The 18,778-nt window shown below is 72.1% G+C and carries 15 protein-coding genes; 11 read left to right on the plus strand and 4 right to left on the minus strand.

The features are described from left to right. Positions 1-127: 127 nt before the first annotated feature. Positions 128-319, minus strand: a complete 192-nt coding sequence (gene rpmB / locus ISP_RS09395) for a 50S ribosomal protein L28 (protein WP_003091970.1) — start codon at positions 317-319, stop codon at positions 128-130. A 134-nt stretch (positions 320-453) separates the two neighbouring features. Between rpmB and ISP_RS09400 the strand changes: the two genes are divergently transcribed. Genes ISP_RS09400 through ISP_RS09410 form a run of 3 tightly spaced genes read left to right on the plus strand, consistent with a single transcriptional unit; the run spans position 454 to position 4,658 of the window. Beyond that, a complete protein-coding gene (locus ISP_RS09400) occupies positions 454-2,028 on the plus strand; it encodes a DAK2 domain-containing protein (protein ID WP_013223646.1) in 1,575 nt (524 codons plus the stop codon). Between the two features lie 3 nt (positions 2,029-2,031). Next, positions 2,032-4,185, plus strand: a complete 2,154-nt coding sequence (gene recG, locus ISP_RS09405; RefSeq protein ID WP_013223647.1) for an ATP-dependent DNA helicase RecG — start codon at positions 2,032-2,034, stop codon at positions 4,183-4,185. Further along, entirely contained in the window at positions 4,182-4,658 is a 477-nt protein-coding gene (locus ISP_RS09410; protein WP_013223648.1) for a GNAT family N-acetyltransferase, read from the plus strand. Before recG ends, ISP_RS09410 begins: the two co-directional genes overlap by 4 nt. Here the strand turns inward: ISP_RS09410 and ISP_RS09415 are convergent. Continuing rightward, positions 4,618-5,253, minus strand: coding sequence for a TetR/AcrR family transcriptional regulator (locus ISP_RS09415; protein WP_013223649.1), 636 nt, complete (start codon positions 5,251-5,253; stop codon positions 4,618-4,620). The genes ISP_RS09410 and ISP_RS09415 overlap by 41 nt on opposite strands. Positions 5,254-5,284: 31 nt before the next feature. Between ISP_RS09415 and ISP_RS09420 the strand changes: the two genes are divergently transcribed. From ISP_RS09420 to ISP_RS09450, 7 genes are all read left to right on the plus strand, one after another. Beyond that, a complete protein-coding gene (locus ISP_RS09420) occupies positions 5,285-6,418 on the plus strand; it encodes an erythromycin esterase family protein (RefSeq protein ID WP_176742244.1) in 1,134 nt (377 codons plus the stop codon). Between the two features lie 54 nt (positions 6,419-6,472). Next, a complete protein-coding gene (locus ISP_RS09425; RefSeq protein ID WP_034284739.1) occupies positions 6,473-8,929 on the plus strand; it encodes a caspase family protein in 2,457 nt (818 codons plus the stop codon). 58 nt (positions 8,930-8,987) lie between these two features. Then, a complete protein-coding gene (locus ISP_RS09430; protein WP_013223652.1) occupies positions 8,988-9,857 on the plus strand; it encodes a S8 family peptidase in 870 nt (289 codons plus the stop codon). A gap of 214 nt (positions 9,858-10,071) precedes the next feature. Next, entirely contained in the window at positions 10,072-11,295 is a 1,224-nt protein-coding gene (locus ISP_RS09435; protein WP_238535574.1) for an ISAs1 family transposase, read from the plus strand. 153 nt (positions 11,296-11,448) lie between these two features. Further along, on the plus strand, positions 11,449-11,667 hold the full coding sequence (locus ISP_RS09440) for a hypothetical protein (protein ID WP_013223654.1): 219 nt from the start codon (positions 11,449-11,451) through the stop codon (positions 11,665-11,667). Positions 11,668-11,780: 113 nt separating this feature from the next. Then, positions 11,781-15,158 (plus strand): pyruvate carboxylase, encoded by a 3,378-nt coding sequence (locus tag ISP_RS09445; protein WP_013223655.1) that lies wholly within the window; start codon positions 11,781-11,783, stop codon positions 15,156-15,158. A 16-nt stretch (positions 15,159-15,174) separates the two neighbouring features. Continuing rightward, positions 15,175-15,957, plus strand: coding sequence for an arginase family protein (locus tag ISP_RS09450; RefSeq protein ID WP_013223656.1), 783 nt, complete (start codon positions 15,175-15,177; stop codon positions 15,955-15,957). Between the two features lie 4 nt (positions 15,958-15,961). Here ISP_RS09450 and ISP_RS09455 read toward each other — a convergent pair whose 3' ends face one another. Together ISP_RS09455 and ISP_RS09460 are read right to left on the minus strand one after the other, a co-directional pair. Next, positions 15,962-16,336 (minus strand): GntR family transcriptional regulator, encoded by a 375-nt coding sequence (locus tag ISP_RS09455; RefSeq protein ID WP_013223657.1) that lies wholly within the window; start codon positions 16,334-16,336, stop codon positions 15,962-15,964. After that, positions 16,333-17,031: a hypothetical protein gene (locus ISP_RS09460; RefSeq protein WP_014466713.1), complete on the minus strand. Its 699-nt coding sequence runs from the start codon at positions 17,029-17,031 to the stop codon at positions 16,333-16,335. Before ISP_RS09460 ends, ISP_RS09455 begins: the two co-directional genes overlap by 4 nt. A 310-nt stretch (positions 17,032-17,341) precedes the next feature. Between ISP_RS09460 and ISP_RS09465 the strand changes: the two genes are divergently transcribed. Continuing rightward, a complete protein-coding gene (locus tag ISP_RS09465) occupies positions 17,342-18,625 on the plus strand; it encodes a PucR family transcriptional regulator (protein ID WP_013223659.1) in 1,284 nt (427 codons plus the stop codon). Positions 18,626-18,778: the final 153 nt, after the last annotated feature.

Consider the following 18,778-nt stretch of genomic DNA (forward strand, 5'->3'; position numbering starts at 1 on the left):
TGACTCATTCCTGGCGTCAGACGCCAGGAATGAGTCATTCACCGCGTCTGTGGCCTGGGACGTCTGTGGCCTGGGCATGAAAATGGCGGGTGCTCCGAGGAGCACCCGCCATCCGAAACTTCTCGCCTCAGCCGCGAACGACCTTGCCCGCCTTGATGCACGAGGTGCACACGTTCAGGCGCTTGCGCTGGGACACACCCACCTTGGCGTGCACGGTCTGGATGTTCGGGTTCCACCGGCGGTTGGTACGGCGGTGGGAGTGCGAGACCGACTTGCCGAAGCCGGGTCCCTTGCCACAGACGTCGCACACGGCAGCCACGTCGAACTCCTTTGGATCTGGGTCATAGAAATGAGCCCAGACGGACTGGGCAACTCGACCATAGTAACTACTGCGTTCCGGCCCCCCGGCACCGGGTCGATACGCTGCCCGGGAACCGGTCAGGAGGTCACGGGGTGCGGGTGCTGGACGCGGCGGCGGTGTCGGCCTGGGCGGCGGGCTGTGTGCACAGTCTCGCGAGCCTGCGCCCGGCCATCGACGAGATCAACGTCTACCCCGTCGCCGACTCCGACACCGGCTCCAACATGCTCTTCACGATGACCGGCGCGGCCCGGGAACTCTCCGAAGCCACTCCGGGTGACGCCGCCGAAGCGCTGAAGGTCCTCGCGCGGGGCGCGGTCGCCTCCGCGAAGGGCAACTCCGGCGTGATCCTTTCCCAGGTCGTGCGCGGGCTCGCCGATCGCGCCGAAGGCGACCTGGACGGCCCGTGGCTGGCCCGGGCGCTGGGCCACGCCGACGAGGTCGCCACCGGCGCCGTCAGCCGCCCGGTCGCCGGGACCATCCTGACCGTCCTGCACGCCGTCGCCCTCGCCGTCCGCGGCGACACGAGTTCCTTGGGCGACATCGCGGCGAAGGCCGCGAAAGAGGCCGCGCACGCCCTCGAAAAGACGCCCGAGCAGCTGCCCGCGCTGGCCAGGGCCGGGGTCGTCGACGCCGGGGCGCGCGGTCTCGTCGCCGTGCTCGACGCGCTGGTCGGCGTGCTCACCGGCACGCCGCTCGAGCAGGAGCACGCGCTCGAAGTCCGCACCGAACTCCCCGACGCCTACGCCTGGGAGGTCATGTACCTCCTGGACGGCGTCGACGAGGCGAGCCTGCCGACCCTGCGCAAGGAGCTGAGCGGCCTCGGCGACAGCGTCACGGTGGCCGGCGACGGCTCGGGCAGCCACGCCGTGCACGTCCACTGCGCCGACATCGGCGCCGCCATCGAGGCCGGGCTCGCGCTCGGCCGCCCGCGCCGGATCCGGGTCGAACCGCTGCTCACGCCGACGCCGATCGAGCCGGGCGGCGGGATCGACCGGACGGTCGTCGCCGTCGTCCACGGCGGGGCGCTGGCCGAGCTGCTGCGCGCCGAGAGCATCCCGGTGCTGGCCGTGCCCGAGGGCGGCACGCCGAGCGTCGAGGACATGATCGGCCTGTTCAACGAGGCCGCCGGGCGCCAGGTGACCGTGCTGCCGGGCAGCGTCGCCCTCACCGCCGCGGCGGACACCGCGGCCGGGCACGCGATGGCCGCCGACCGGGACGTCGTGGTCATCCCGTGCGCCTCGCCGGTGCAGGTGCTGGCCGCCCTCGCCGTGCACGACGCCGGGCGCCGCACCAACGACGACGTCGTCGCGATGGCCGAAGCGGCCGCCGCGACCAGGCGTGGCGAACTGCGGATCGCGCAGGAGGAGTCGCTAACCTGGGTGGGCCGGGCCCAGTCCGGCGACGTGGTCGGCCTGGTCGACGACGAGGTGGTGCTGATCGAACCCGCGCCCGCGTCCGAGACGAACCTGGTCGCGGCCGCGATGAAGGTGCTCAACCGGATGCTCGCGCTCGGCGGCGAGCTGGTGACGGTGCTGAGCGGGGCGGCGGCCCCGCCGGGGGTCGCCGAGGAGCTCGCGGAGCAGCTGCGGGTGGAGCACCCGGAGGTGGAGATGGCCGGCTACGCCAGCGGCCAGGCGGACGCCGTGCTGCTGATGGGAGTCGAATAGCGGATGGCCGGACTGCGCGACAAGCTGCCGTTGCTGCTGGGAGCCAAGACGGCGAAGGCGCTCGCCACGTCGTTGGACATCGAGACGGTCAGCGACCTGCTGCGCCACTACCCGCGCCGCTACGCCGAGCGCGGCGAGCTCACCGACATCGCCGGCCTCGAGCTCGGCGAGCACGCCACCGTGCTGGCGCGCATCGAAAAGGTGAGCAAGCGGCGGATGAAGGCACGCAACGGGACCATCATCGACATGGTCATCACCGACGGGAAACGCCGGCTGACCTGCGCGTTCTTCAACCAGGCCTGGCGCGAGAAGGACCTGGTCCCCGGCAAGACCGGCCTGTTCGCCGGCAAGGTGTCCGCCTTCCGCGACACCCTGCAGCTGACCAACCCCGAGTACGAGCTGTTCGACGCCGAGAACGAAGCCGAGGCGATGGACAACTTCCTCGCCGCGATCATCCCGGTGTACCCGGCGGCCCAAGGCATGCCGACCTGGTCGATCGCCAAGTGCGTGCGCCAGGTCCTCGACGTCCTCGAGGTCGACGACGACCCGATGCCCGCCGAGCTGCGGCGCCTGCACAAGCTGTCCGACCTCGACAACGCGCTGCGCGGCATCCACCGCCCGGAGAACTGGGCGCACCTGGAGGCGTCGAAGAAGCGGCTCAAGTGGGACGAAGCCATGGCCGTCCAGCTGATCTTCGCGCAGCGGCGCCACTCGGCCATCTCGCGGCCGGCGAAGGCCAACCCGCACGTCAGCGGCGGGCTCATGGAGGCCTTCGACAAGCGGCTGCCCTTCGACCTCACCGCGGGCCAGCGGGGGATCGGCGACGAGATCGCCGCGGACCTGGCCTCCGAGCACCCGATGAACCGGCTGCTGCAGGGCGAGGTCGGCTCGGGCAAGACGGTCGTCGCGCTGCGGGCGATGCTGCAGGTCGTCGACAACGGGCGGCAGGCGGCGATGCTGGCGCCGACCGAAGTCCTCGCCGCGCAGCACGCGCGCTCGCTGCGGGAGATGCTCGGCGACCTGGGCCAGGCGGGCGAGCTGGGCGCGGCGGAGAACGCCACCCGCGTCACGCTGCTCACCGGGTCGATGGGCGCGAAGGAGCGCAAGAAGGCGCTCCTGGAGATCGTCAGCGGCGAGGCGGGCATCGTCGTCGGCACGCACGCGCTGATCCAGGATCATGTCGAGTTCGCCGACCTCGGCCTCGCCGTCGTCGACGAGCAGCACCGCTTCGGCGTCGAGCAGCGGGACGCGCTGCGCACCCGCGGCGCCGGCGACACCAGCCCGCACGTGCTCGTCATGACCGCGACGCCGATCCCGCGCACGGTCGCGATGACCGTCTACGGCGACCTGGAAGTGTCGGCGTTGCGCGAGATGCCGGTCGGGCGGTCGCCGATCGCCACCACGGTCGTGCCGGTCGCCGAGAAACCCGCGTGGTTCGAGCGGATCTGGCAGCGCGTGCGCGAAGAGGTCGGCAAGGGGCACCAGGCCTACGTCGTGTGCCCGCGGATCGGCGACGAGCCGCCGTCGGACAAGAGCGACAAGCGGCCGCCGCTGGCGGTCCTGGAGGTCGCGCCCGAGCTGGCGCACGGCCCGCTGCAGGGCCTGAAGATCGACGTGCTGCACGGCCGGATGCCGCCCGACGGCAAGGACGCGGTGATGCGGGCGTTCTCGGCGGGCGAGCTCGACGTCCTCGTCGCGACCACGGTGATCGAGGTCGGCGTGAACGTCCCCAACGCGACCGCGATGGTGATCATGGACGCCGACCGGTTCGGCGTCAGCCAGCTGCACCAGCTGCGCGGCCGCGTCGGCCGGGGCAGCGTGCCGGGGCTGTGCCTGCTGGTCACCGAGACCCTCGACGGCACGGCGACCCGCGAGCGGCTGGCGGCGGTCGAGTCCACGACGGACGGCTTCGAGCTCTCGCGCCTCGACCTCGAACTGCGCCGCGAAGGCGACATCCTCGGCGCCGCGCAGTCCGGGAAGCGGTCCACGCTCAAGCTGCTCTCGCTGCTGCGGGACGAGGACGTGATCGCCGCGTCCCGGGCCCTGGCGCAGGAGCTCGTCACGCAGGACCCGGAGCTGACGAAGTACCGCGGCCTGGCGCAGATGGTCGCCGACGTCGTCGACGTCGAGCGCGCGGAGTACCTGGAGAAGAGTTGAGCACCGTCCGTGCCGCCACGGTGGCCGACGCCCCGGCGATCGGCGAGGTCCACGTGCGGTCCTGGCAGGCCGCGTACGCGGGCCTGATCCCGGCGGACTTCCTCGCGCGCCTCTCGGCCGAGACGCGGGCGGCCTCCTGGGCCCGGCGCATCGGCGACGGCTCCGGGCAGGTGCTGGTCCTCGAGGAGGACGGCGTCATCGCGGGCTTCGCCGCCTTCGGGCCTTCGCAGCTGTACGCGCTGTACTTGCTGCCGCGCTTCTGGGGTCGCGGCCTCGGCCGGGCCCTGCACGACCGCGTCGTCGAAGGGATGTCCGGCGACAGCGCCGTCCTGTGGGTGCTCGCGACGAACGAGCGGGCGAAGGCCTTCTACGTCCGGCAGGGCTGGGTGGACGACGATGGCCGCCAGACCGAGACGGTCGATGACGGGCGCGTCACGCTGGAGGAAATGCGGTACCGCCGCCGGTTGCCGTGAACACACCGGCTTTCGCGGCGGCCGCGGCTGCTGCCGCGGCGACTCCGGCATCCCTCGGCGTCACGCCTTCCCGGGACACGAACAGGCGGTAGAAAACCGGCCCGCAGGCCACCCGGACCACCTCGACGGCGTCGGTGCCGGGCGGTACCTCGCCGCGACCGACGGCCCGCTCGACGATGGCCGCCGAGCGGGCGTGGCGGTCGACGTAGAACTCGCGCAGGGCGTCCGCGGCGCGCGCGGAGAGGAACGCGGCCGAGATCGACGCGGTCGGCAGCTCGCGCTCGCCCGGCGAGGTGAAGTAGTGGACGAGCTCCAGGTTGACCTCGCGCAGGTCGCCTTCCAGGGAACCGGTGTCCGGGGCGGTCCACTCCCGCTCGGTGCCCATCAGGAGGGCCGCCGCGACCAGGCCCTCGGCGGACTCCCAGCGCCGGTACAGCGTCGTCTTGTGCACGCCGGAACGTTCGGCGACCGCCTCGACGGTCAGCTCCGCGTACCCGCGTTCGCCGAGCAGCTCGAGGGTGGCGTCGAGCGCGGCGAGGCGGGTCCGCTCGGTGCGGCCGCCCGGACGCTTCGTCCCGGAAATCTCGGTGGCCAACTGCTACTCCTGTTGCGTTAGTGTGCCCAGTATGACAGGAACCGTCGACGTGGCCGAAATCGCCGACCTGATCGGCGACGCCGAGGTCGTCGCCATCGGCGAGAACAACCATCACATCCGCGAGTTCGGCGTGCTGCGCGACCGCCTCCTGCGCCACCTCGTCACCGAGCGCGGGTTCACGGTGCTCGGGTTCGAGGGCGGCTTCGCGGAGGGGCACCTGGTCGATGCCTGGCTGCGGGGCGGTCCGGGCGAGGTCGCCGACATCGCGCGGGACGGCTTGACGTTCGGCCTCGGCAACTCGGCGGAGATGCACGGGATGCTGACTTGGCTGCGCGGCCGCGGCGTCCGGTTCTTCGGGCTTGACGTGCCGAGCTCGGCCGGTTCGCCGGTGCCGTCGCTGCAGGCGCTGCGTTCGGAGGTCCTGCGCGTGGATCCGGCCAATCTGTCCCTTGTGGACAATGCGCTTTCCGCGTGTGAGCCGTATGCGTCGGTGAGCAGTGCGGTCGCGCCGGGTCGGTACGCGGCGATGAGCGCGGAAGCGCGGGATGCCGCGACGACGGCCTTGACTGTCCTCAAAGGGCACGTGGAGTCCCTCGGCTACGGTGCCGTCGCCGCGCACCACGCGGAGGGCGCCCTGCGCGTCGACCTGTACCTGCGGGAGCTCGACGCGCTCATGGCGGGCCGCGCGCCCGAGCCGCAGAGTTCGTCGCGGGACACGTACATGGCGGCCACCGTGCGGCTGCTGCGCCGGCGGTTCCCCGGCGAGAAGATCGTGCTGATGCTCCACAACGGACACCTCCAGCGGGTCCCGTTCTCGCCGATGCCGGGCATGACGGCGCCGTCGGCGGGGACGCACCTGGCCGCGGAGCTGGGGGATCGCTACTTCGCGCTGGCGCTCACCGCCGTCTCGGGGACGACGACCGGGCTGGCGCCCGATCCCGCTTTTGCGCTGGGGTTCCGGATGTTCGAGCAGGCCTTGGGGGAGCCGGCGGTAGGCAGCGTGGAGGCGGTCCTCGCGGATCGGGCGCCGTGCGTGGCCGCGCACCCGGAGGCGACGGCCATCCGGCACGCGCACCTGACGCCCGCGGTCGACGTCGCGGCCGCGTGGGACGCCGTCGTCTGCCTCGAGAAGCAGGAAACGATTTTCCGGTCCGCCGGTGAATAGGTGTGCCCGTTCGGCTGCTTGCCGTAACGGGCCGGTTGGGCGTTTCCTACCGGTATGGCCGGGCGGAGGCGGGCGTTGATCGTCGCCAACGGCGAGTACGACAACGCGGGGCTGCAGCGCCTGGGCTCACCCGCGGCGGACGCGGATGCCCTGGCCGGCGTGCTCGCCGACCGCGCGATCAGCGACTTCGACGTCTCCGTGGTGCGGAACGAAACGGCGCACGTGGTGCAGGCGGAGATCGAGGACCTCTGCGCCGAGGGCGGGCCCGACGACGTCCTGCTGCTGCACTTCTCGTGCCACGGGCTGAAGGACGATTCGGGAGGGCTGTACTTCGCGGCCCGCAACACCCGCCCCGACCGCCTGCGGTCGACGGCGGTGCCCGCGCAGTTCGTGCAGCAGTGCATCCGGCAAAGCCGTTCGCGCAGCATCGTCCTGCTGCTGGACTGCTGCTACGGCGGGGCGTTCGGCCAGGGCGTGGCGGTCCGGGCGTCGGGCGACGCGAACGTGCTCGACAGCTTCCGCGGCGGCCGCGGCCGGGCGGTCATCACGGCGTCGAACTCGATCGAGTACGCCTTCGAGGGCGCGAGGCTGGCCTCGGACGAGCCGGCCCGGCCGTCGGTGTTCACGTCGGCGCTGGTGGAGGGCCTGCGCACGGGCGAGGCGGACCGCGACGAGGACGGCTGGATCGCTCTGGGCGAGCTGTACGAGTACCTGTTCGACCGGGTCCGCGAGCGCAACCCGAAGCAGACACCGAGCCGCGACATCGAGATGCAGGGCGAGCTGTACCTGGCGAAGAGCCGGCGGCGGCGCATCAAGCCGTCTCCGATCCCGCCGGACCTGGCGGCGGCGATCGGGGCCGAGAACCCGTTCACCCGGCTGGGCGCGGTGGCGGAGCTGCGGCGCCGGTTGTCGAGCTCGAACCTGCCGGTGGCGATGGGAGCGTTCGAGGCGCTGAAGACGATGTCCTCGACGGACATCGAGCACGTGGCGGCGGCGGCTTCGGACGCGTTGTCGTTCGCGGTGGTGCGGGTGGACACGCCATCGGTGCGGCTGTCGGCGGCGGCGGATTCGCGAGCCTCGGGTTCGCTGCGGGTGCTGGGGCCGCCGGTGGCGCGGGAGGTGCGGTTCGAGGCTTCGCACTCGTGGATCGTGGTGACCGAAGTGGCTGGTGGGGCGGAGCTTTCGGTCACGGCCGGGGACGCGGGGGTGCGGCGCGGGAAGGTCGTGGTGAGCGGGCCCACCGGGGAGGTGGTCGTCGCGGTGGAAATCGAGGCCCTGCCGGTCGCGGAGCCCGAGGCGGTGGTCGCGGAAGCCGAGCCGGAACCGGCGGCTCCGGAGCCGGTGGCGCCGGAGCCGGCGGCCTCGGAAGCGGTGGTCTCGGAGCCGGCGGTCTCGGAGCCGGCGGTCTCGGAAGCGGTCGCGGAACCGGTGGCCTCGAAACTGGCGGCCTCGGAAGCGGTGGTTGCGGAACCGGCGACCTCAGAACCGGCGACCTCGGAACTGGCGGCCCCGGAATCGGCGACGGCGCCCGAGCCCGCAGTGGGAGCTGTGCCCGAGCCCGCGGCGGCTGCGCCTGGCTCGGTGGTTGCTGAGCAGACCAGGCGGCTCGCGACGGATTCCGAGCCCGAGCCGGTCGTCGCGGCGGAAGCGCAGCCCGCGGCGGCTGCTCCGGTACCCGTCGCCCGGCCGGCCACGGAACCGGCCGGTGCGATGGACCCGGTCGGCGGGTTCGCCGGGGTCGTCGCGATCGCCGGCGCGGTGTTCGCGGTGGCCGGGCTGCCGCTGAAGTACCGCTACGGCTATTCCTTGACCCAGTACCGGCCCGGCATGGAGTCCGCCGTCCTGATCGTGGCCGCGTGCGCCCTGCTCGCCGGAATCCTGACGCTGACGCCGCGGACGAGGTCGTGGACCGGTCCCGCGCTGCTGTTCGGAACCGGCCTCGCCGCGCTCTTCGGGCTGCTGCGCTTCCTCGGCGAGGCGATCGCGCTCTCCCAGAACGGGGACACCGAGCTGAAAACCGGCTACACCTTCGCACTGCTCGCCCACATCGCCTGGCTGGTCGCGGGGGCGAGCGCGCTCGCGGCGCTCCGGCGGAGCCCCGCGGTCGCACTGGGCGCCGGGCGGGTGCGCGGCTGGCCGGCGTGGGTGGCGATCGGGCTCGGCGTGGCGGCCGCGACCGGGTGGATCGTCCAGCTCGTCGACCTGAACACCTACGACTCCAGTGACGCGGGCCGGGCGACCGCCTACTTCCTGCTCGGCGCTCTGCTGGCCGTGATCGTGCCGGTCGTCGCCATGACGCTTCGCCCGAGCCCGGTCGGCTGCGCCGTGCTGGCCACGGGGACCGCCGGGCTGCTCGGCGTGCTGGCACCGACGTTCGCCGCCGTCGCGGAGGAGAGTTCCCTGGCGCTGGGCGGGCAGTTGATCGCCGTGGTGGCCCTCGTGCTGCTCGCCGCCGACACCGCCGTCCTGGCCGTCCGGGCCCGGAATCAGCCGAACGGGCGACAGTCCTGAGTTGTCCTCCGGGCACCGCCGGGGTACCACGACGATCATGAGGATGCTTCTCGCGGCCATGGCCGTGCTCGCCGGCCAGGTCTCGAGCGGCGGGGTGCAGCCGGATCCGCCCAGCTGGGGGCTGGACCGGATCGACCAGCGGACCGGGCTCGACCACGCCTACCACTACGCGAGCGACGCGTCGGGCGTCACGATCTACGTCATCGACAGCGGGGTCGACGCGCAGCACCCCGACTTCCAGGGCCGGGTCGCGCCCGGGCGCGACTTCCTCCACGGCGGGTCCGACACGTCCGACCCCAACGGCCACGGCACCCGCCTGGCCGGCATCGCCGCGGGCAAGGATTACGGCGTCGCGAAGGGGGCACAGATCGTGCCGGTGCGCGTGCTCGACAAAGACGGCGGCGGCGCGACCGACCAGATCATCGCCGGGATCGACTGGGTCGCGCAGAACGCCCAGCAGCCCGCGGTCGCCGTCCTCGGCATCGGCGGGGTGCCGAACGACCAGCTCGATGCCGCTGTGAAACGGCTGGCGGCGGTGGTGCCGATCGCCGTGCCGGCGGGCAGCGAGACGGCCGACGCGAGCGGCTTCTCGCCGGGCCGGGTGCCGGAAGCGCTGACGGTCGCGGCCTCCGACGCCCAGGACCGCCCGGACAAGACGTCGAACTCGGGCCAGGACGTCGACCTGTACGCCCCGGGCGCCGACATCCCGTCCCCGATAGCGGGCGGCACGGGCGCGGGCCCGGAATCGGGCACGTCGATGGCGGCGGCGTTCGCGGCCGGCGTGGCGGCGCTGTACCGCGCCCAGCACCCCGGCGACACCCCGGCCCAGGTGGCCGACGCCCTGATCCGCGCGGCGACGCCGGACGCGCTCAAGGGGGTTCCGGACGGCACGGCGAACCGGCTGCTTTATGCGCCGCCTGGTGGGTGAGAGGCGGTTGTCCACAACTCGGCCGAGGTGTGGACACCGTGTCCGATCTGCGGCTTTTCCGGTTTGGGTGTCCGGGAGGCCCGATAGAATGGACTTGGGGACGCCCCCCTGGGAGAGGCAGGGTTCCGGCAAAGTCTTTTGGCCTGGTTGCAGGGCGGGCACGGCCCTCGTTGATCATGTGATTGTCTAGGTCCCATGATCGTGTGAGAGAGTCGTGCCCGCTGAGCAATCGTGCCTGATCCCTGTCGTAGTTGATCGTCTGGCCCCGGTCATCGCTTCCGATGCCGATTCACGTTGGGCTGCTGACCTGCGCAAACAGCTCGCCGGCATACCTGATCCACGCGACCGACGGGGTGTGCGACATCCGATCGGGTCGATCCTGGCGCTCGCGGCCGCAGCCGTAGTGGCCGGAGCCCAGTCGTTCACCGCGATCGGTGAATGGGCCGCCGACGCCCCACAGTCGGTGCTGGCCGCGCTGGGCGCACGATTCGACCCCCGCCATGCCCGGTATGCAGCACCCGATGAGGCCACCGTGCGGCGCGTGGCCGGCCGGGTCGACGGCGACCTCCTCGACGACGTGATCAGCAGCTGGCTCGCCCACCGCGACACCAGCAACACCGACCCGGCCGAGACCCCACCGGCGGCGATCGCGGTGGACGGCAAATCCTTGCGCGGCACCTTCGCCCGCACCGGAGGCGCCGGAGTGCACCTGCTCGCCGCGATCACCCACAACACGGCAACAGTGCTCGGGCAACGCCAGGTCCCAGCCGGCAACAGCGAAATCACCTGGTTCCAACCGCTGCTGGACACCATCGACCTGACCGGGCGGGTGGTCACCGCCGACGCCCTGCACACCACCGCCGAACACGCCCGCTACCTGCATCAACGCGGCGCATACTACGTCTTCACCGTCAAGGAGAACCAACACCGTCTCCACGGCCTGCTCGACACCCTGCCCTGGCACGAAATCCCCGCCCACATCACCAGCGGCAGCGGCCACGGCCGCAGCGAACGCCGCACCGTCCAGCTCGCACCCCTGGGCGATTTCCTCGGCTACCCGGCCATCGACTTCCCCCACGCCAGCCACGCGTTCCTCATCGAGCGCTACACCACCCACCACACCAGCCGGAAACGCTCCGCCCACGCCGCGCTGGGCCTCACCAGCCTCACCGGCCGCTACGCCCACCCCGCCCACATCGGAGACTATGTCCGCAGCCACTGGCACATCGAAAACAAACTCCACTGGGTCCGCGACGTCACCTACAAAGAAGACCAATCCCGAACCCGCACAGGAACCGCACCCCGAGTCATGGCCAGCCTCCGCAACCTCGCCACCAGCACACACCGCCACACCGGCCACACCAACATCGCCCAAGCACTCCCCCACACCGCCCGCAACACCACCCGAGCCCTCACCCTGCTCGCAATACCCACCTGACCAGCACAAAGACTTTGCCGGAGCCGTGCTGGGAGAGGCGGGGGATGTTCTGGGGCCGTCGGTGTGCAGCCGGCCACGGCCGGGCGGTTGCGCCACGCGCCGTCTGGCGACCGAGGCCCGGCTCCGGGAAGCTGGTCCCGGAGGAGGTGCGCTATGCCCGGCTTCCCGCTCGAACTCCGCCCACCCTCGTTCGACCTGGCCGAGCTGGTCGGCCGGAAGACCGACGAGGCCACGGCCCGCTGTGAGCGTGACGGCTTCCAGGTGCAAGTCTTCGACATCGAGAAACCCTCGGCGGTCACGCTGGAACTGCGCCGGAACCGCATCCGCCTCCACGTGCGGCGAGGTGTCGTCGAGGACTGCCACCAGGGCTGACCAGTGAACCTCCCGGTCCGCATGATGTCCATCACCCGGGACTGAACTCCCGCAGAGCGGGAAGAACCGGGTAACGTGCGTTGACTTACCGATCCAAGAGGGAAGGACCGGGCATGTTCCGCAAGGTTCTGGTGGCCAACCGCGGGGAGATCGCGATCCGGGCGTTCCGCGCCGGCTACGAACTCGGTGCCGGCACGGTTGCCGTGTTTCCGCACGAAGACCGCAACTCGCTGCACCGGCTGAAGGCCGACGAGGCGTACGAGATCGGCGAACCCGGTCACCCCGTGCGCGCCTACCTCTCGGTCGACGAGATCGTCGCCGCCGCGAAGAAGGCCGGTGCCGATGCCGTCTACCCCGGTTACGGCTTCCTCTCGGAGAACCCCGATCTCGCGCGCGCGTGCGAGGAAGCGGGGATCACCTTCGTCGGGCCGAGCGCCGACATCCTCGAACTCACCGGTAACAAGGCCCGCGCGGTCAAGGCCGCGCGCGAGGCCGGCGTGCCCGTGCTCGGCTCGTCCGAGCCGTCCAGTGACGTCGACGCCCTGGTCGCGGCGGCCGAAGACCTCGGCTTCCCCGTCTTCGTCAAGGCCGTCGCCGGGGGTGGCGGGCGCGGGATGCGCCGGGTCGAGGACCCCGCCGTGCTGCGCGAGTCCATCGAGGCCGCCGCGCGCGAGGCCGAGTCCGCCTTCGGCGACCCCACCGTCTTCCTCGAGAAGGCCGTCGTCGAGCCGCGGCACATCGAGGTGCAGATCCTCGCCGACGGCGCGGGCAACATCATCCACCTCTACGAGCGCGACTGCTCGGTGCAGCGGCGCCACCAGAAGGTCGTCGAGCTCGCCCCGGCGCCGAACCTCGACCCCGAGCTGCGGGACCGGATCTGCGCGGACGCCGTCAAGTTCGCCAAGCAGATCGGCTACCGCAACGCCGGCACCGTCGAGTTCCTGCTCGACAAGCAGGGCAACCACGTCTTCATCGAGATGAACCCGCGCATCCAGGTCGAGCACACGGTCACCGAAGAGGTCACCGACGTCGACCTGGTCCAGTCGCAGCTGCGGATCGCCTCCGGCGAGACCCTCGACGACCTCGGCCTGAGCCAGGACAAGATCTACCTGCGCGGCGCCGCGCTGCAGTGCCGCATCACCACCGAGGACCCGGCCAACGGCTTCCGCCCGGACACCGGGATGATCTCCGCCTACCGCTCGCCGGGCGGCTCGGGCATCCGGCTCGACGGCGGCACCGCCTTCTCCGGCACCGAGATCAGCGCCCACTTCGACTCGCTGCTGGTCAAGCTCACCTGCCGCGGACGGGACTTCAAGACCGCCGTCGGCCGCGCGCGCCGCGCCGTCGCCGAGTTCCGGATCCGCGGGGTCGCCACGAACATCCCGTTCCTGCAGGCCGTCCTCGACGACCCGGACTTCCGCGCCGGGCGCGTCACGACGTCGTTCATCGAGGAACGCCCGCACCTGCTCACCGCCCGGACCTCGGCCGACCGCGGCACGAAGCTGCTGACCTACCTCGCCGACCAGACGGTCAACAAGCCGCACGGCGAACGCCCGAAGACCCCGGACGCCACGCTGAAGCTGCCGAAGCTGCCGAAGGACGCCGAGCCGGCGCCGGGCTCGAAGCAGAAGCTCGCCGAGCTGGGCCCGGCCGGGTTCGCGGAGTGGCTGCGGAAGTCGCCGCACATCGGCGTCACCGACACGACGTTCCGCGACGCGCACCAGTCGCTGCTCGCCACCCGCGTCCGCACGAAGGACCTCCTCGCGGTGGCACCGGTCGTCGCGAACACGCTGCCCCAGCTGCTTTCCCTGGAGTGCTGGGGCGGCGCGACCTACGACGTCGCGCTGCGGTTCCTCGCCGAGGACCCGTGGGAGCGGCTGGCCGCGCTGCGCGAGGCCGTGCCGAACATCTGCCTGCAGATGCTGCTGCGCGGGCGCAACACCGTCGGGTACACGCCGTACCCCACCGAGGTGACGAACGCCTTCGTCGAAGAAGCGACCAAGACCGGCATCGACATCTTCCGGATCTTCGACGCGCTCAACGACGTCGAGCAGATGCGCCCGGCCATCGAAGCCGTGCGGGAGACCGGGTCCGCGGTCGCCGAGGTGGCGCTCTGCTACACCTCGGACCTGTCCGACCCGGCCGAGAAGCTCTACACGCTCGACTACTACCTCAAGCTGGCCGAGCAGATCGTCGGCGCCGGGGCGCACGTCCTGGCGATCAAGGACATGGCCGGGCTGCTGCGCGCGCCCGCGGCGACCAAGCTGGTCACCGCGCTGCGCAAGGAGTTCGACCTGCCGGTGCACATCCACACCCACGACACCGCGGGCGGCCAGCTGGCCACCTACCTCGCGGCGATCAACGCGGGCGCGGACGCCGTCGACGGCGCGGTCTCGTCGATGGCGGGCACGACGTCGCAGCCGTCGCTGTCGTCGATCGTGGCGGCCACCGACCACTCCGCCCGCACCACCGGGCTCGACCTGCGGGCGATCGGCGACCTGGAGCCGTACTGGGAGAGCGTGCGCAAGATCTACGGGCCGTTCGAGGCCGGGCTGGCCTCGCCGACCGGGCGCGTCTACGACCACGAGATCCCCGGCGGCCAGCTGTCGAACCTGCGCACCCAGGCCATCGCGCTCGGCTTGGGCGACCGGTTCGAAGACATCGAGGCGATGTACGCCGCCGCGGACAAGATCCTCGGCCACCTGGTCAAGGTGACGCCGTCGTCCAAGGTCGTCGGCGACCTCGCGCTGCACCTGGTCGGCGCGGGCGTCTCGCCGGCCGACTTCGAGGCGGAGCCGAACAAGTTCGACATCCCCGACTCGGTGATCGGCTTCCTGCGCGGCGAGCTCGGCGACCCGCCGGGCGGCTGGCCGGAGCCGTTCCGCACCAAGGCCCTGGAGGGCCGGGCCGCCGCGAAGCCGGTCGCCGAACTGTCCGAAGAGGACCGCACAGCGCTTTCCGAGCACCCCCGGCGGACGCTCAACCGGCTGCTGTTCCCCGGCCCGACGAAGGAGTTCGAGGCGCACCGCGAGGCCTACGGCGACACGTCGGTGCTGCCCAGCAAGGACTTCTTCTACGGGCTGCGGCCGGGGGAGGAGTACCCGGTCGACCTCGAGCCGGGCGTTCGGCTGCTCATCGAGCTGGAGGCGATCGGCGAGGCCGACGAGCGCGGCGTGCGCACGGTGATGTCGACGCTGAACGGCCAGCTGCGGCCGATCCAGATCCGCGACCGCTCGATCGCCTCGGACATCCCGGCGACGGAGAAGGCCGAGAAGGGCAACCCGAAGCAGATCGCGGCGCCGTTCGCGGGCGTGGTCACGCTGCAGGTCGCCGAGGGTGACACGGTCGAAGCCGGGGCGACGGTCGCGACGATCGAGGCGATGAAGATGGAGGCCTCGATCACGGCGCCGGCCGGCGGCAAGGTGGCCCGGCGGGCGATCACCGCGGTGCAGCAGGTCGAGGGCGGTGACCTTCTGCTGGTGCTCGAGTGAGCGATACGCTCGGCGGGTGCTGATCAACGCGGTACCGCAACGGCAAGGCGCGGTGGGACCGCGCGCGGCGGAGCTGCCGGACGGCTGCGTGGCGCTCTCGGAGCTGGCCGGGCACGTGCTCGGCCGGCCGGTGCACCACGTCCGGCAGACGCGTTCGGTGTCCGAAGTGGACCGTGGGATCGCGGCCCGTGCCGTGCTGACCGGCGCGAACCGCGCGGCCCAGCTGGCGGCCCTGGAGGCGCCGGGCGGCCCGGTGCTGACGATCGGCGGTGACTGCGGCGTCGAGCTGGTGCCGATCGGCGTGGCCCGCTTCCGCCACGGGCCCGGGCTGGGCGTCGCGTGGTTCGACGCCCACCCGGACCTGAACACGGCGGACTCGTCGCCCTCGGGGGCGTTCCACGGCATGGTGCTGCGGTCGCTGTTCGGCGAGGGCGACCCGGAGTTCGCCGCGGACCCGGCCCTGACTCCGGGGAACGTCTTCCTCGCCGGGACACGGGCGTTCGACCCGGAGGAACGGGCGGCGGTGGCCCGCGGGCTGGTGGTGACGTCGGTCGAGGCGCTGACGGCCGTCGAAAAGCTGTACGTGCACGTGGATCTGGACGTGCTGGACCCGGGCGAGTTCGCGGGCTTGAACTACCCGGAGCCGGACGGCTGGACGATCGCGCGGCTGGTGTCGGAACTGGACGCGCTGGCCCGGTTCGAGGTGGTCGGCGCGGGGATCACCGAGTGCGTGGGGACGCCGCGTGAAGTCGAGGTCCTGGAGCCGGTGCTGGCGGCGATCGGCCGCCTGCTCGGCTGAGCCTTCACCGGCTCCGCTCCGGTTCGTAGGCGGCGCGGATCGCGGCGACCGCCGCCGCCTCGTCCGCGCCCAGGTCCTGGGCCTGGGCCGCGAACTCCGCCGCCGCGGCGGCCAGGAGCGCCGCGCGGTCCGGGCGGCCCGACGGGACCGTCACCACCGTGCCGCGCGCCCGGGCCGTGGCCACCCAGCCCGCCGTCTCCAGCTCGCGGTACGCCCGGGCCACCGTTCCCGACGCCAGCCCGAGGTCCCGCGCCAGCTGGCGGATCGGCGGCAGCCGGGCCCCCTCCGGCAGCACCCCCGTCGTCACCGCGCGGATCACCTGGTCGTGCACCTGCCGCCAAGGGGCCACGCCGTTCTCGGTGTCGACGACGATCTTCACGCCGCCGCCGGCAGGCGTTTCGCCGGGGCCGTCACCGCCAGGAACCCCGCCAAGCCCGCCACGACCGCCAGGAACGAGACCAGGTTGCCGGCCGGCCAGCCGACCGCCGTGCACGCGCCGATGCCCAGCCCGATCGCCACCCGCGCGCTGCGGCAGCGCAGCGCCAGGTCGGCGCGCGGGGCACCGGCCGGCGGGCGGCGCACCGCCAGCAGCGTGATCGCCGCGCTGACCACCACCGTGCCCGCGGCCACCGCCAGCAGCTTCCACTGCGCGGTCAGGCCGAGGTGCACCATCGATCCCGCGGCCGCCAGCCCGCCGAGCACCAGCACCCACACCGGGACGACCCCCAGCAGCGTCCGCGGCGCCAGATCGGCTTCGCGGCGCGGACCGCGGGACGGCCGCTGCGCCAGCAGCTCGGCGATCAGGCCGCCCAGCAGCAGCGTGGTGAGGATCGAGCCCAGCCCCCGGTCGTCGAGCAGCGGCGGGATCGCGAGGAACAGCCACGGGTACCAGAGCCGGCGCCGCTTGAGGTACCGGACGGCGAGCTCGACCTCCCCGTCGTCGGGTTCGGCGACGCCCCAGCGCTTCAGCAAGCGCTTACCGTGCTTCTTCCCCGGCCAGAGCACGATCAGGATCACCAGGCCGAACACGCCCATGATGGCCGCGACCAAGAGCATGTTGTCGAGCTGCAGCATCACCGCTCCTCTCGCTTGTATCAACCACACGATACAAGATGCGGGCGTAACCGCAGCGCGAGCCGGTCGTTGGAGGTTCGTCCGTTCGTACGCACGTTCAGGTGCAGTCGGCGGGACACTTGTGAGCTGACCGCAGCCAGGCCGCGTGAATTTGTCACCGCGGTGACAAGAAATCGGTTTTCCTTCACGGGTGTGACACGTTTGGCGTTAGTTTTTCGATGTGTCGGTTGTCACCCGGGCAACAAGCCCGGGTGCCCGGCCGCGAGGTGCCCCGCGACCGGTGTCCTGGGGGCGGAACGAAGGAGCTGCAATGTCGGTGGAGCGCGGATTCGATCACGCTGCGCCGCCGCCACCCGCCGCTCTGCCGCGCAAGCTCGCCGACATCCTGCGCCCCGAGCTGGCCAGCCTCGCCGCCGAAATCGTCGAAGAGATCCGCGCGACCATCCCGGCCTACGCGCGCCCGCTCGACGGGCCCTACGGCAAGTCGATCCGGGCCGGCGTCGAATACGCGATCACGCTGTTCGTCGCGCAGATCGCCGACCCCACGGTGTCGAAGGAACAGTCCCACGAGGTGCACCACCGGCTGGGGCAGAACGAAATGCGCGAGGGCCGCAGCCTCGACACGCTGCAGTCGGCCTACCGCGTCGGCGCGCGGGTGTCGTGGCGGCGCATCATGCGCGTCGGGCGGCGCAGCGGCCTGTCGTCGGCGGTGATGTCCCAGCTGGCCGACGCGATGCTGGCGTTCATGGACGAGCTCGCCTCGGTCGCGCTCGACGGCTACCTCGAGGCGAAGGCGCGCACGGCGGGCGCGCTGGACACCTGGCGCCGCAAGCTGCTCCACCTGATCCTCGAGACGCCGCCCGCGTCCCCGAAAGCGATTGCCGAGCTGGCCCAGCTGATCGGCTGGCCGGTGCCGTCCGACGCGACGCCGGTGGCGATCTGCCCGGCCAGTGGCGTCGCCCCGGCCCGGCGGCACGCCGGGCTGGACGCGGACGTCCTCGCCGAACTCGACACGCCCGACCCGAAACTCGTCGTCCCGGGCGAGCTGAGCAGCGCCCGGCTGGCGGCGCTGCAGGTGGCGCTGCCGGACTGCCGCCTGTCGATCGGCCCGTGCGTCCCGCTCGCTTCGGTGGCGGATTCCCTGCGCTGGGCCCGGAACGCGCTGCAGCTGGCCGAGCGCGGCGTCCTGGCGGCGCGCCCGGTGCTGCGAGCGGAGGAGCACCTGGCTACGCTGCTGGTCAACTCCGACACGGGCCTGGTCGGCACGCTGCGGCACCGGCTGTTCGCGCCGCTGGCGGAGATGACGGGCAAGCAGCAGGAGCGGCTGCTGGAGACGCTGCGGGCGTGGCTGGACAGCCAGGGCAACGTGGTGGAGATCGCCGAGCGCCTTGGCGTCCACCCGCAGACGGTCCGCTACCGCATGCGCCAGCTGCAGGCGACGTTCGGCGAGAGTCTCCGTGACCCGGCGGCGCGCTTCGAGATGGAGCTGGCGTTGCGCGCGGGGGCGGCGCCGATGCCGTTGCGGTACCCGGTGAGCGAGCTGCTGCCGTCGCCGCGGTCAGGCGGGTCGCGTCCACAGTGGACGTCGCAGTAGCGCGGTCCGGCGGACGGTTGTCCGGGCGGCCTCGGCAACGACTTCAATGTCCTGGTAGGACAGTTCATCGGCGAGTCCCAGACTTCCACCATGTGGTTCCGTGCGGCGAAGGGCGGGGAGCCGGACCCGCCGGAACTGGGTCGCCCTCTCGTC

It is taken from the genome of Amycolatopsis mediterranei (assembly GCF_026017845.1).
In the GTDB taxonomy this organism is placed as follows: Bacteria; Actinomycetota; Actinomycetes; order Mycobacteriales; family Pseudonocardiaceae; genus Amycolatopsis; species Amycolatopsis mediterranei.